12 protein-coding genes are annotated in these 13,920 nt (G+C 36.4%); 5 read left to right on the top strand and 7 right to left on the bottom strand.

Annotated features, from left to right (window positions below):
* Positions 1–94: 94 nt before the first annotated feature.
* Complete coding sequence (locus H4J69_RS07045) at positions 95–2,545, top strand: DUF748 domain-containing protein (RefSeq protein ID WP_182244536.1); 2,451 nt, start codon at positions 95–97, stop codon at positions 2,543–2,545.
* Between the two features lie 170 nt (positions 2,546–2,715).
* On the opposite strand, the gene H4J69_RS07040 is transcribed toward H4J69_RS07045, so the two are convergent.
* Both H4J69_RS07040 and H4J69_RS07035 read right to left on the bottom strand, forming a co-directional pair.
* Positions 2,716–3,357 (bottom strand): LiaF domain-containing protein, encoded by a 642-nt coding sequence (locus H4J69_RS07040; RefSeq protein WP_070376125.1) that lies wholly within the window; start codon positions 3,355–3,357, stop codon positions 2,716–2,718.
* 185 nt (positions 3,358–3,542) lie between these two features.
* Positions 3,543–4,316, bottom strand: a complete 774-nt coding sequence (locus H4J69_RS07035; RefSeq protein ID WP_182242973.1) for an ABC transporter substrate-binding protein — start codon at positions 4,314–4,316, stop codon at positions 3,543–3,545.
* A 154-nt stretch (positions 4,317–4,470) separates the two neighbouring features.
* Here H4J69_RS07035 and H4J69_RS07030 point away from each other — a divergent pair, with 154 nt between their 5' ends.
* The 3 genes from H4J69_RS07030 to H4J69_RS07020 all read left to right on the top strand — a co-directional run bounded on the left by H4J69_RS07030 (position 4,471) and on the right by H4J69_RS07020 (position 7,839).
* A complete protein-coding gene (locus tag H4J69_RS07030) occupies positions 4,471–4,788 on the top strand; it encodes a DUF2956 domain-containing protein (protein WP_070376123.1) in 318 nt (105 codons plus the stop codon).
* Positions 4,789–5,014: 226 nt separating this feature from the next.
* Positions 5,015–6,886: a GNAT family N-acetyltransferase gene (locus H4J69_RS07025; RefSeq protein WP_070376122.1), complete on the top strand. Its 1,872-nt coding sequence runs from the start codon at positions 5,015–5,017 to the stop codon at positions 6,884–6,886.
* Entirely contained in the window at positions 6,883–7,839 is a 957-nt protein-coding gene (locus tag H4J69_RS07020; protein WP_070376121.1) for a histone deacetylase family protein, read from the top strand. The genes H4J69_RS07025 and H4J69_RS07020 overlap by 4 nt, the downstream gene beginning before the upstream one ends.
* A gap of 61 nt (positions 7,840–7,900) precedes the next feature.
* On the opposite strand, the gene H4J69_RS07015 is transcribed toward H4J69_RS07020, so the two are convergent.
* From H4J69_RS07015 to yegD, 5 genes are all read right to left on the bottom strand, one after another.
* Positions 7,901–8,851 (bottom strand): DUF808 domain-containing protein, encoded by a 951-nt coding sequence (locus H4J69_RS07015; protein WP_070377206.1) that lies wholly within the window; start codon positions 8,849–8,851, stop codon positions 7,901–7,903.
* 214 nt (positions 8,852–9,065) lie between these two features.
* Positions 9,066–9,404 (bottom strand): ribosome hibernation-promoting factor, HPF/YfiA family, encoded by a 339-nt coding sequence (gene hpf, locus H4J69_RS07010; protein ID WP_070377205.1) that lies wholly within the window; start codon positions 9,402–9,404, stop codon positions 9,066–9,068.
* A 125-nt stretch (positions 9,405–9,529) separates the two neighbouring features.
* Complete coding sequence (locus tag H4J69_RS07005; protein ID WP_070376120.1) at positions 9,530–9,874, bottom strand: YajD family HNH nuclease; 345 nt, start codon at positions 9,872–9,874, stop codon at positions 9,530–9,532.
* 121 nt (positions 9,875–9,995) lie between these two features.
* Positions 9,996–10,673 (bottom strand): hypothetical protein, encoded by a 678-nt coding sequence (locus H4J69_RS07000; protein ID WP_182171239.1) that lies wholly within the window; start codon positions 10,671–10,673, stop codon positions 9,996–9,998.
* Between the two features lie 101 nt (positions 10,674–10,774).
* On the bottom strand, positions 10,775–12,133 hold the full coding sequence (gene yegD, locus H4J69_RS06995) for a molecular chaperone (protein WP_182214996.1): 1,359 nt from the start codon (positions 12,131–12,133) through the stop codon (positions 10,775–10,777).
* Positions 12,134–12,721: 588 nt separating this feature from the next.
* On the opposite strand from yegD, the gene H4J69_RS06990 reads away from it, so the two are divergent.
* Positions 12,722–13,834, top strand: coding sequence for a DUF3083 family protein (locus tag H4J69_RS06990; protein ID WP_182222098.1), 1,113 nt, complete (start codon positions 12,722–12,724; stop codon positions 13,832–13,834).
* Positions 13,835–13,920 lie beyond the last annotated feature (86 nt).

Raw genomic sequence — 13,920 nt, 5'->3', positions numbered from 1 at the left:
TTGTGTAACAGAACATGATACAAAAGTATTAAAGATCCGCTTCATTTAATGAATAATAATTTTAATAACAACAGCTCCCTAAATTAGGAAAACTATGTCTTCTTCGATAAAAACCTTAGCTAAAGTAATTAAGTTTATCGGCTTATTTATTATTGCTCTTTTGCTAATTATCTGGCTCTCTTCACCATTTGTTAGTCGACATTACCTAACTAAATACCTTAATGAGCAGCAGCTCACCCTAGCTGATAAAACAACCATACGTTATAACCCTTTTTGGTCGAATTTAAATATACGAGAACTAGAGATAGTCAGCGTAGAAAATAGCGATAAGCCCCTTATATCGTTAAAGTCTTTAAACGTTACGGTGAGTTTATTTAAACTATTAACTGATACTTTGTATGTTTCAGAGTTTGCTATTGATGGCTTATATCTAGATGTTAATTTAAATGGTGAGGCACCGATTATTGGTGGCTTTGTTATTGCCAATAATTCAAACGATACTAAAACATCCGTCGAAACACCTACAGCACAAACAACAGATTTAGCAAAAAATCCAAATAATGAGGTCGCCAATAATTATCAAGTTTCATTACCCTATTTTAGCCTTTCCAATGCTATTTTTAATCTAGGTATTGAACAAAGCCAACAAGAATTTATCATTAATTCACTTGTTATAAAAAATGTACTTGCCTCGACAAAAACACAACAAGCAGAGCTTGTACTTAATGCTTTAATTAATAAGGCCCCTTTGTTTTTAAAATTAAATGCCGATTTGACTTCAGAGCAGCGTAAAATAAGCTCTGAAATAACCTTGTCTGAATTAGCACTCACCCCATTACAGCCGCTGTTAACCGCTAATAGTCCCGAGCAAGAACCACTAACAATGCAGGGTTCTATCAGTCTTAATAGCAAGCAGTCAATTTCTCTGTCGACTGCTGTCACCGACATTAACGTTGAAACCTTTGAGTTAAAAACAACTGACTTTAAAGCGACACAAAAAAATAAAACGCTTGCACTTAATATTTTCCCGCTAACTTTAGAAAACTTTTCTATTGCGCTTGTTAATGAACAAGCGCCTAAAATAACCGGCACCGCTTCACTAAACATTAATGATTTAAAGGCCTATGAAGGTGAAGGCGCGCAACTATTAGCTAAAATATCAGCAATAAAACTTGATGATATTGCGGTGACTACAACAGAGTCATTAATAACTGCTAATATCAAAAATCTGATTATTGAGCAAAGTCTATTTGCTGAAAATACCGCAGATGATTTTCCCCCTTTAGCCCAATTCAAAAACCTAAGTATTAATGATGTAATTGTCTCTCAGCAAGGTCTATTCATCGATACGATTAACCTATTAGGTTTAACTATTGATACCAACTTAGACAAAGAAAAAAATATTACTGGCTTACCCACTTCACCAAAAGATCAACCGCCCGTTGCCGAGCCGCTGGCCAAAACAATTAATTCACCAAAAACCATTGAGGGTGAAGCAGAAAGCGAAGAAAGCTTATTTTTATTGTCACTTAATTCTTTTTCATTTGGTGATAGCGCCGGTATTACTTTTATTGATCGCAGCACAAGTCCTTATTACAAAAGAGCATTTAACATCACAACGTTTAACGCTGGCCCTTTTGATAACCAAAAGCCACAGCAAGAAAGTAATTTTATCTTAACCGGTAACAGTGATAAATACGCCAATTTCAACTTATCTGCCGTTGCTAAACCTTTTAGTAAAAAAGATTATTATAAATTGAATGGTTTCTTCAAAGAGGTCAGCTTGCCTTCATTATCGACTTATATTGCGCAAGCACTTAACTACGAACTTAAAAGCGGTCAGCTTGATGTCGATCTAGATGTAACCGTTGATGATAAAAAAATTGCTGGCAAGACCAAGTTATTTTTAAGAGGTGTGGAGCTAGGTGCAGCAAACGATCATGAAACAGGCACAGTGAAAAGCCAAACATCGATACCTTTTAACATTGCCTTAGGGATGTTAAAAGATGGTGATGGCAACGTAGAGCTAGATATTCCGTTGAAAGGTAGCACTGATGATCCTTCTTTTGGCATGAGTGGTTTTATTAATTTACTGGTAAAAAAAGCAACGATGTCTGCTGCTAAAGAATATTTGATCACTACCTTTGTGCCTTACGCCAATGTAGTTACTGTTGCTATGTCTGCGGGTGATTACTTATTAAAAGTTCGTTTTAATGATTTAAACTTTCCAATAAAAGAAACACAATTAACGGCTCAGCAAAGCCAATTTTTGGCTCAATTTTCAGCCCTGATGACAGATAAGCTCGATACACAATTAACCTTGTGTGCTATTGCAACACCAGAAGACATTGATAAACCGTTAGGGACTAAGATTACCGACATAGATGATATAAAACAATTGGCTGAAATTTCTGGGCAGCGCCTTGAGGCTTTTAAAGATTATATGGTAAAAGAACACGGCATCGCCTCTTCTAGGCTGTTACTTTGCTCACCAAAAATAGACTCTACTAAGGGTGCTAAACCAAGAATTACTTTTACAGACTAACTATTTTATTAGCGAATAAAAAAACGCTGACACGTAATGTGTCAGCGTTTTTATTTATCTATTAGGCGATTATCGCAAGTGCCTTTATTACACGTTACTCTACCAAAATTAAATTTACTTTCCTTGAGGAATAAAGCCGTTAATTTAGCGTTGAAATAACATCATCTAGGCTAATAAAATATATCTTTTAACCCATTAGCAAAAGCGGTGAAACGTTCTTTTAAGGTACGTTTCAGCTTGATATCTAGTGCACCAAATAAAACTAAACCTTCAACATATATTGTTGGTGCATCAATATAATCAGTTGATGGCGCTTTATTGTCAATGCCACCAAAAATACAAAAAGCTTTCGAAACAACTTTAACATTTTCAGGTACGAATATATCAATTCCGCCAAACAAACAAAAAACTTTCACCGTAACTTCACGCTGAGTAAAAATAGCCTCACTAAAGTCAATATCACAACCACCAAAGACACTTATTGATTTAATTTCTTTAGCGACTCGCCATTCACCACTGCGGCCACTTCCACTAAAGATATTAATAAGTAAATCACTGTCATCTGTTGGCGTTGAAGAATAATTAAAGCGAAAGTCTTCTTTTTTCTTCTCGATATATTCTTCGTCAACTTTTAAGTCTAAATCAGCAACAAGTGAAACAAGGTCTTCATTAGATTCAAAAGCCATTGCTTGATCTAATCGCCTTTCAAAAGCTTCATGTGAAAGTTCACCGTGACTATAGTTCATCACTAATTGGTCAACCACCTCTTCTCTTACTTTGTCGGTAGGTCTATCTGCAATGTTAACGGCCATATTATTATTCCTTTAAACAGTTAAAATATTATTAAAATGAAAGCAATAAACAGACCATTAATAATAATGTTAAATTACAACACCCTACATATACACGGTAATAAATAGACAGATAAAACATGATGATTTAGTATTTTTAACCAATATCCATGTAATTCAACCAACCCATCAAGCAATAACAAGGTTTATTCTTTACAGTCATGGTCAAAATTTGGTGCTAACTCATCATAGGATATATTAAGTCTATTTATCAAATCGGAGGAGGTATTAAGGCTACTCGCTAAATATAAATTACGCGTTAAGTAATCAATAGGAAAAATAGGTTCTATCTTGTCCGCATAGGGTGAATTGCTTTCAATGAGCGATGCAAAGTATGTTGATGAGAGAACGACCAACTCAACACGGTCGAAGGCTAACATTTGAATAAAATTATCGTTATTATATGAAATGGATAGATTTTTTTCAGGTTCAAAACCTAGTCTTAATAAATACTCGGCTGAAGCTTGCCCTTTTTGTGCAGCAATAAGATAATTTTTTGCTTCTGCTAATGAATTAACTTGAATATCAGGCCTAGTTTTTAAGCGATAAAATGAAAATTCTATCGAACATAATGGTGCTACCCACCGAAATAAAGACTCCCTCTCTTGTGTCCTTAACAGCGAAAATATAAAAATATTGGGTTGCGTTAACGCTAGTTGATAAGCCCGTGCCCACGGATATATCTTTATCTGATAATCAATAGAGGAATGATGAAAGAGCAATTTTACTTTATCAGCAGACAGCCCACTAAGCTCACCATTTTCATTGATAACTTGGTAAGGTGGATAAATTTCAGATACAACCTGAATGCCAGGTGACTCCTGTTTGAAGGTTTTTACTTGATTTTCATTAGATGCGTAACTATCGACATTAATAAAGATAAGTAAGACAAGTAATTCTCTTTTAAATAATAAGGTCATACAATTAAAAAATCTTCATTCAAAGTTCAACAAATACCTTCGCTGGCATACGCATGGTTTATCACTTTTTAAAAGTTAAGATAAGCCTTGCTCAACAGGTGAGGTTCTTATAGATTCATCCTTATGATATTAATATTAGACGATAATAAATAAAATGTTAGATAAACACTCTCCTGAAGTACAAGAACAAGCAATAAAAATAGCTAAAAGCATACAAAAGCCTAAACAAACGAAGGAGCAGACTAAACTTATTGCCCAAGGTATTGAGAAAGGTATTGCTGAATATAAGAAGCAGCAGAGTAAAAAATCTCGCATACGTGATAAGGCCAAAAAATCATTACTGAGAGAAAAGAACAATCAAGAAAAAAGCACTGAAGCTTGCCCTCAAGAGATACCACCTAAAAGGGCACTTTACTTACCTTGGTTGCTTTTAGTCATCAGCTGGATTGGTTTTATTCTTTTCAGTCAATGATGATAAATAAATTGATTACTTTTATAACCAAAAAGTATCTATCTCAATGTTAAAACCCTTTAATTTTTATTTAAGTATAAACAACAAAATATTCACACGTTAAGACTAAGGTATAAGACCATAGACAATAACGTTACGTTATACTCAATTGCCTTGATTTTAATCAATAAAGCCTTTAGCTGTTGCGGCATACTTTATTTATCATCATTAATGAGAGTCACTTACTATGTCATTATTCGACCAAGATAAGAAAACAGTAAAATGGGAACAATTCTTAAAATCAGGTAATCGCATTTTCATTGGCTCTAATGCCGCTGTACCAAACGCCTTAATCGACGATTTAATTGCCAACAGTGCAAAATTGCATGACATTGAAACGGTTCATATATTAACGCTTTCAGATAATAAGTGGGCAACACCTGAGCACAAAGATTTATTCAAAGTAAATGCGCTATTTATTGGTGGTAAAAATATTCGCGAAGCTATCGCAGAAGGCAGAGCTGACTATACACCGAGCTTTATTTCTGATATTCCCCGTTTATTTCGTGAAAATGTTTTACCACTTGATGCGGCATTAATTATGGTTAGTCCGCCAGATGAATATGGTTATTGTTCACTTGGCGTGAGCGTAGACATAGTGTCGTCGGCAGTAAAATCAGCAAAATATGTTATTGCACAAATCAATTCAAAAATGCCACGAACGAATGGACATAGTTTTGTTCATGTTAATCAAATTCATGCTTGGTTAGAGGCAGATCAAACTCTTCCTGTTTTAGCACAACCGAGTATTGACCGAGTGGCAGAGCAAGTAGGTCAATATGTTTCTATGCTCATTGAAGATGGCTCAACCCTGCAAATAGGTATAGGAAAAATTCCTGAAGCGGTCTTACGCTATTTAGCGAACCATAAAGATTTAGGCATTCATAGTGAGATGATCTCTGATGGCGTAATCGACTTAATACGTTCGGGTGTTATTAACAACCGTAAAAAGACCTTCCACAAAGGAAAAGCCGTGTTAACTTTTTGTATGGGAACGCAGCGACTCTACGATTTTGTTGATGGTAACCCCCATGTTGAATTCTATCCTTCAGAGCATGTTAACTCTCCGGTAAATATTGCTAAAAATGATAATATGGTTTCTATTAATAGCGCTATAGAAGTAGATTTGACTGGTCAGGTCGTTTCAGATTCTATTGGTTATCAATTTTATAGTGGTATTGGTGGTCAAGTCGATTTTGTACGTGGCGCGTCATTGAGTAAAGGTGGTAAACCCATTATTGCGCTGCCCTCGACAACAAAAGATGGAAAAACCTCTCGTATTGTTGCCCATATTACCGAAGGTGGTGGTGTGGTCACTTCTCGCGGTCATGTCTCTTATGTTGTTACTGAATATGGTATTGCTTCATTATTAGGGAAAAGTATCCGTGAACGGGCATTAGAACTTATTCGTATTGCTCATCCAAAATTTCGCGAGCAACTTTTAAAAGATGTCAGGAAAAACTATTGGGTGCCAGAATATCAAGAGAGCTCGCCAACCTCAGTACCTGAATTAGGCGAAATAGAACTCAAAAAATTTACCTTTGAAGACATTAATTATTATTTACGCCCCTTAGCTCCCGCTGACGAACGTCGTTTACAGGAGTTTTTCTATTCGCATACCAAAGAAACCTTGATCATGCGTTATAACCATCATGCCACACAAATGACCCGTGAAAACGCTTGTAAGTTAGTCAGTGTCGACCAACATAAAGATTTAGCCTTGTGCTTTACTCAGCGCACTAATTTAGCTGATGTTATCCATGCCGTTGGTCGCTACTACTTCATCGAAAGTCATAATTGTGGTGAAGTAGCTTTCGTTATCAGCGAGCATAAACGTGGTAAAGGAATGGCAAAAACCTTATTAGATGAAATAATAAAAATTGCTACCCTACGTAAGCTAGACAAGCTCATTGCCTGTGTAAGACGAGATAATGCGCCAATGTTAAAGGTCTTTGAAAAAGCAGGATTTCTTCGGAAATATTCTGAAGAGATGGACGAACTCAATTTAGAATTACAATTAACAGCATCAACAATAGCAGAAATAGAGGAACAATCATGACAGTAGGTGTAATTGGTCATCATAAATGTAATGGGCACAGTATGGGGGATTATCATCCAGAAAGCCCAAAAAGACTGGGGGCGATTCAAGATCAGTTGATCCGCAGTGGTCTTGAATATGTTATCCGCCAATATGATGCTACACCTATCGACCGAGATCTCATTTCACTTGCTCACGATGACAAGTATATCCAATATATTTTTGATAATGCTCCAAAAACAAGCGATCAAGATGCCATTTTTCGCCTTGATGATGATACCAGCATGAATGCTGATACCTTACCAGCTGCCTTATTATCGGCTGGTGCAGCGATTAATGCCGTTGATTTAGTGATGGATAAAACCTTAACGGCCGCTTTTTGTGCTACGCGCCCTCCTGGGCATCATGCTGAATATGATAAAGGTATGGGGTTTTGTTTTTTTAATAATATTGCTATCGCAGCCGCTTACGCAAAGAAAAAATATAAACTAGAACGTGTCGCGATCGTAGATTTTGACGTACATCATGGTAATGGCACCGAAGATATTATTAAAAGAGCCACCGCTAATGGCAAAGAACAAGGTTACTTATTTTGTTCAAGCTACCAGTACCCTTTTTATCCTTTTGAAATGCAAGAAAGTGATACGCCACCTATTATCAACACCCCCTTACCTGCCACTTGCAAAGGCCCTGAGTTTAGAGCGGCGATAAGTAAGCATTGGTTGCCGGCTTTAGAGAAATTTAAACCGCAAATTATTTTCATTTCTGCTGGTTTTGACGCTCATATCGAAGATGAAATGTCGCAAATTAGCCTGACTGAGTGTGATTACCGTTGGGTAACGGATGAACTTAAGACCATTGCTGATAAGTACAGCGAAGGTCGAATAATATCAATGCTTGAAGGGGGCTATGCTCTAAGTGCTTTAGGACGAAGTGTCGTTGAACATATGAAAGGTTTAATCAGTAATCAGTAATCAAGCATGTAGCTGAATATTTTTAAACATCAGCTACATTAAACTAACCACAGAAAACATATTAATGGGCTTTTTTAAGTGACTTTACTAATGTTACGACTAATAACACTAAGCCTCCGGCAATAATACCTATGATACCTTCGGTTAATATCGGTACTATAATTTCAGCGATCGCCCCAAAAGTGTTCGCCAGAAATTCAACCAGATGATGTACCTGCTTATGCAACCATGAAAAACTATGGACCAAAATACCACCGCCTACCAAGAACATTGCAATAGTACCAACCACTGTCAGCGTTTTCATTAATGCCGGGGCAAAAATAAGTAAACCGCGCCCTAAAGCTCGTTGAATGGCATTAAAGCGCCCCGAAACAGACTTTCTTAATAAGTATAAGCCTAAGTCGTCAAGTTTAACGATAGCGGCAACAAGCCCATAAACACCAAAGGTTATTGCTAGGGCAAGTCCAGAAACGACCGCAACTTGAACTTCAAAGGCAGCCTCTTGAACTGTGCCTAAAGCAATAACAACAATTTCTGCTGATAATATAAAATCAGTGCGGATGGCACCTTTAATTTTTTTCTCTTCAAAGGCGACTAAATCTACGTTTTCATCGGCTAAAGCTAACAACTTTTTTTGATGTGCCTCTTTTTGATCTTGAGATGAATTATCATTATGTTGGAAGAATTTATGGAAGACCTTTTCAAAACCTTCAAAGCATAAAAACAGCCCGCCAATAACAAGCAAGAGAGTAATTAAGGGCGGCGCAAAAGCACTAATAACTAAAGCGGTAGGCACAATGATAAGTTTGTTTAACAGCGACCCTTTAGCAACAGCCCAAACTACCGGTAATTCACGTTCAGCTTTAACTCCTGAGACCTGCTCAGCATTCAGTGCTAAATCATCCCCTAATACGCCAGCTGTTTTCTTTGCTGCGACTTTTGATAAGATAGCGACATCATCAAGTACTGTTGCAATATCATCGAGTAAGGTTAATAAACTTGATCCGGCCAATGGTTTCTCCCTGTTTACGCTGCCAGTTATAGACATCATCGTTATTTACCATCCACAATGGAAGGTCTAAATTTGTCGGCAGCTAAAATAACGTGCAACAAGCACTATTGCAGCAAAGACTAGGATGCCTAAAGCTGTTATCAACATTTTCCTGAACATAAAAAAGGCTGCTCATAGCAACCTTTGTTAAGATAATAAACTAATTCGATTACATTTATTCCACAGGTAAAAATGCATCTGATTGTTCAACTTCATATTTTTTATGTAATTTTGCAGCTAAGACACCTTTGCGGTGAGCGAGGGCTGCTTCCATCTTTTTAGCGGCACTTGCAATAGCAGCGTACAACTCTTTTCCTGATGCCGTTACGGAGATCTCATTACCTTCATAGTGAGTAGAAACTTCTAATTTTTGTTGATGAGGCTCAACGGTAATAATTGCGCTAATAGAAGTGAGACTTGGGTAATGCTTAGCAACTTTTTTAAACTTGTCCTCAATTGACTGCTGGATACCTTCAGTAATTTCAACATGGTGACCGGAAATATTTATTTTCATAATGTTACCTTTTACTAAGAGAAAATTGTCTTCAGTTAATATACTCGGGGTTATCTCGGTAAAACACAATGGTAATTTTGTAAAAAAATGAAAAAAAATTGTAACCATATTGAAATATAAATAAATTACTTCTTAAGCATTGATTTCAAGTCAGCAAATGGATTATAGGTTGCCGTATCTTGATTAGTATCACCGGCAATAACTTCTGTTTTATATTTAGCGTGATCTGTATATTTAGCGTGCTCGTTATCGTGACAGTAAATACATAACAGTTCCCAATTACTTCCATCATTTGGATTATTAGTATGGTCGTGATCAACATGATGCACAGTTAACTCCATAAGGTTTGAATAAACAAACTCACGAGCACAGCGGCCACAGACCCAAGGAAATAATTTGAGGGCACGGTCACGATAACCCTTTTCTTTGGCTTTGTAATTGAGGCTTGCGCCTAAGGTATCAGAGGACATAATTAAGCAATATGAAAGTAAACATAAACCATTGTAAAATGCTGCTTAAATATGTTCAATGTCTATTTCAATTCAATTCAATTCAATTCAATCAACATAACGCTTCAAAGGCTTAACGCATTTAAATGACTTCAATCTTATATTCAATATCCTGCATCATATGTCCATGTACCGAATTATCATGATGGTACTGGGCATTAAACTTTAACGTATGAACACCTTTAGCTAAGGGGCGCAACATTAACCAATAGCCATCAGTAGCAGAAGGATAAACTTTTTCTGTTGCTTGTGTTTTCGCAAGTAATGCGTGTAAATCAAAACACTCTTTTGATTTTATTCGATTATTACGGATATTGGGAATAGATTGGCCATCGAGTTCAGCATAAACAAAATACAACTCTCCATTGTTTAATGCCGCTTCTTGTTTTACTTCATCACAGGTTTTACTGACATTTTGTTCTGGCCAATACGCCATATTAATAATAGGAAAGAAGATATGTTTACCATAAGGAATAATGCAATGCCGCTTTATTTTCGAGGTGCCATAACCACCGGCTAAAAACCAAACATTCCCTTTTTGATTAACACCGCAAAACTCTCCCGTACTATCACGCACCGGAGAGCTTCTATCACTCATCGTTTGGGTCCATTGCCACCAAGTATTCGCATATTGATCAAGTGATTTACCGGCAATGCTCTCATTAACGCCAACAACTATCGGTTGATAATTATTAGCTAAGCCACTGAAGGTGAAAAAACTATAAATAAAACAAATAAAACTTAATGTTTTAATACACATATCAATTCCTTTTTAAATGTAAAACCAGTCACAACTCCACAGTATTGTTTTTAACATTGTTGACACTACTATTACAAGATAATTGCAGTGAAATAGTCATGCTATTGAAATACTTTTTCAGCCCAGCGCGCTAAGCCAACGGTTACACTGCCAAAGTGATCGCCAGCAATCACCGGCGTATTTGGCATTTGCTCACGTAAAAATTGGTTTAACACCGGTGACTTTGCTGAGCCTCCAGTAACAAAAATCACATCAGGTTGGCAATTAGCTTGCACCACACATTCATTCATCAATTGAGCAATTTGCTTCAATTGTGAAGAGCTTGCTTTCAACATCAAGGCACGATTAACTTCTACTTTTAAATTATCAGCTAATTCATCTAGGTATATTGGCTGAGAGTCTTGTTCGGTTAAGCCTATTTTTGCTTGCTCTGCACCATTAACAATAAGGTGACTTAATTTTTGCTGGTGAACCTTTAACAAACGGGAGAATACCTCAGGCTGTTTAGCATCGCGTTGCAGCGTTTGCAAATAACGATAATTGGCTTGACTGTAAAAATTAGTTTGCTCGTTAATATTATTAATGGCCACAGCTTGATTAAAACTATTAACAGGCATAGGTTTACCCGTTTTTAACGTATCATTCATCCCTAGGCTTGGCATTATTCCCTTGAGCGCTAATTGAATATCGAAATCATTACCGCCAATACGAACACCGGTGTGCGCAAGCAAATGTTGCTCTCTTGAAGTACTGCTTTTAAATTGTGGTCCCATCAATAACATTGAGCAATCAGTAGTACCACCACCTATATCAACAACCAAAACTTTCGTTTCTTCTTGCAAACTTGCTTCATATTCAAAACCAGCGGCAACTGGCTCATATTGAAATTCTACACTCTTATAACCGACGCGTTTAGCTGCATTAGTTAATATCGTTAACGCTTGACGATTACTTTCTTCACCTTTTAAGCCTTGAAAATTAATCGGTCTGCCAATAACAGTCTGCGTTATTTCTTTTTGCTGGTTTTCTTCAGCCAATGTTTTTATGTTGCTCATCATTGCAGCAACAATATCTTCGAATAAGTTAATTTGGCTATCAACCAAACCACTCGCCCCTAAAAAGGATTTTGGTGACTTAATGTAATAACCTTCTTCAGGATCTTCTAAGTATAGATTCAGCGCCGCTTGGCCAAACGATAATTCACTAGGGATGCCATCGAGCTTTAGCTCTCGTAATACATTCTGACCCCTTTGTAACGGACCAACCCGTTGTTGTTTGAACAGGAGCTGTTGCTCTTCACTTAATTGTTGACATAACCAATGAGAAATAATGTCTCGACTTGGTGCGTATAGTGTTGAAGGAATATACTTACCATGTTCGCCTAAAGATAATATCTTCGGCTGGCCACTTTCCATTACTGCGACAGCACAATTTGAAGTACCGTAATCAAAACCTATCATTGTTTATTTATACCACTGGGTCTAAAAGGGGTCGCGTAGCATACTGGGCAAGTGAGTAATTTTCAACTCATTAATAAATTTCAGTGATGTAATCGGTTTAATAACGCGGGTATTTACATTTTATTCAGTTGGTACCAATGACATTAAATAATAATCTTCAGTACAATTAAAAATAACTTTATTTATCTAATACTTTTGTTTAAAAACGCCTTAGTTAATTAACTGTCTCTTTTGAACATGATTATTACGACTATCAAAATATATTTTTCTCAGTGGATATAAATGTGCCACACAGTATGTTTTACCCACTAAGTCCTGCGCATTAGGTGCTCATTTGCAAAATGCGCTACTTAATAAAAAAAATCAGCTTAATAGTACATTTACTTTTTAGTATTTTCATCGGGGTATTCTCTAATAATAAAATGGCTATTAGTTCACTAACTTGCTGATATTTATTTACCCTCGAAAATTTTTAAACGTGAGGATAAAGTGATCATACTCCAAATTTTTGTTTTAGATCATGTGAATACAGACGCTTCTTGTTATAATGCCTTTAAGATTTATGACTCTATTTAATAAGGAAATAAAATGCCTATCTCACGTTCTCGTAATAATCAGCATAAAGTATACATTCCGTCATCTGCGCGTACTAATCACTACTTGTTAGTTAAATTCCCACTGACTGACGAGTTAATCAGCCTGAATAATCAATTAATTGATCGAACTAGTGAGCAGCCCTACCAGCGTCTATATCAACATTTAGCTGACAGTTTCTTTGACGTGAATAATAAATTAGACATAGAAAGTGGACAATTTATTGCTAACGGAAAATTTGCTCGTATCCGTTATAGCCCAGAAAAATTAACCGTACAAACTGATGAAGAAATTCTTTTTTTGTACAGTCCGCGCAACCATTACAGCCAAAACACTTACATTAATGGCAAAAAGCGCGTGCGAGTTATTACACTGGTATTTTTAGCTAATGGTGACGATGTTCGCCAAACCTCAGCAGAGTTTCATAAGAATGTTCTGCTCGCTTTAAATGAGTTTATTGACGTTAACCACATTAATAAATCAACAGTAAGAGTCTGTGATCACCAACATTTTACTTATGATTTATTCTCTAAAGATAAAGGCGTTACGGGTACACAAACCCATAAATTACGTACTTTAAAAAATCGCTATGCCGCTGATGATATTAGCTTGCCAGACAAAAGAGATGTACTTACTTATGTAGTGGCTGATTTACCTATTAACCGCCGCATCAAAGAACTACTTAATATTGATAAATCAAAAGAGCAACCTTATCAACCACTCTATGATTTAATCAGCCATGCTTTTATTGAGTCGGCTAATAAGCAACATTTATTCGAAGGTGCTATTTTAGCTAATGGTTTAATACCTATCGTCAGAAGTCGTTTGGAAGAAAAGCATAAAGCTGCAGGTGAGTTACAAAAATTAAGCTTCAACCCATTTGAACCTAATAATAACTTCACCTTACATTTTGCTGGCGATTGCTTAGTTGATTCCATACAATTTGTTATCATAGCAACAGAAGATCATAAAACGAGTCAAGGCTATGGTAAATTCCTTAATTTAGCTGAACAAGCACTGCGTTCAACTGCTGTAAAACTAGGCTATGTTAATTCGAAAGAAGAATTAGTCATCCGCTTACACCAGCACCTAGGTTATGACCTTTAAACCATTCAAGTAAAGATGATGCTATTGACGTTTGTCGTATAACCTTTATATACGACAAACTTATCATTTATTATCATGTGGCATGG

The organism is Colwellia sp. BRX10-9 (genome assembly GCF_014077405.1).
In the GTDB taxonomy this organism is placed as follows: Bacteria; Pseudomonadota; Gammaproteobacteria; order Enterobacterales; family Alteromonadaceae; genus Colwellia_A.
This window is presented reverse-complemented; position numbering and strand designations above follow the sequence as displayed.

What these genes read in the sequence shown, in the direction of transcription:
- H4J69_RS07045 (WP_182244536.1), top strand. Translation starts at nt 95, where the DNA reads ATGTCTTCTTCGATAAAAACCTTAGCTAAAGTAATTAAGTTTATCGGC.
- H4J69_RS07040 (WP_070376125.1), bottom strand. Translation starts at nt 3,357, where the DNA reads ATGGCCGTTAACATTGCAGATAGACCTACCGACAAAGTAAGAGAAGAG.
- H4J69_RS07035 (WP_182242973.1), bottom strand. Translation starts at nt 4,316, where the DNA reads ATGACCTTATTATTTAAAAGAGAATTACTTGTCTTACTTATCTTTATT.
- H4J69_RS07030 (WP_070376123.1), top strand. Translation starts at nt 4,471, where the DNA reads ATGTTAGATAAACACTCTCCTGAAGTACAAGAACAAGCAATAAAAATA.
- H4J69_RS07025 (WP_070376122.1), top strand. Translation starts at nt 5,015, where the DNA reads ATGTCATTATTCGACCAAGATAAGAAAACAGTAAAATGGGAACAATTC.
- H4J69_RS07020 (WP_070376121.1), top strand. Translation starts at nt 6,883, where the DNA reads ATGACAGTAGGTGTAATTGGTCATCATAAATGTAATGGGCACAGTATG.
- hpf (WP_070377205.1), bottom strand. Translation starts at nt 9,404, where the DNA reads ATGAAAATAAATATTTCCGGTCACCATGTTGAAATTACTGAAGGTATC.
- H4J69_RS07005 (WP_070376120.1), bottom strand. Translation starts at nt 9,874, where the DNA reads ATGTCCTCTGATACCTTAGGCGCAAGCCTCAATTACAAAGCCAAAGAA.
- H4J69_RS07000 (WP_182171239.1), bottom strand. Translation starts at nt 10,673, where the DNA reads ATGTGTATTAAAACATTAAGTTTTATTTGTTTTATTTATAGTTTTTTC.
- yegD (WP_182214996.1), bottom strand. Translation starts at nt 12,133, where the DNA reads ATGATAGGTTTTGATTACGGTACTTCAAATTGTGCTGTCGCAGTAATG.
- H4J69_RS06990 (WP_182222098.1), top strand. Translation starts at nt 12,722, where the DNA reads ATGCCTATCTCACGTTCTCGTAATAATCAGCATAAAGTATACATTCCG.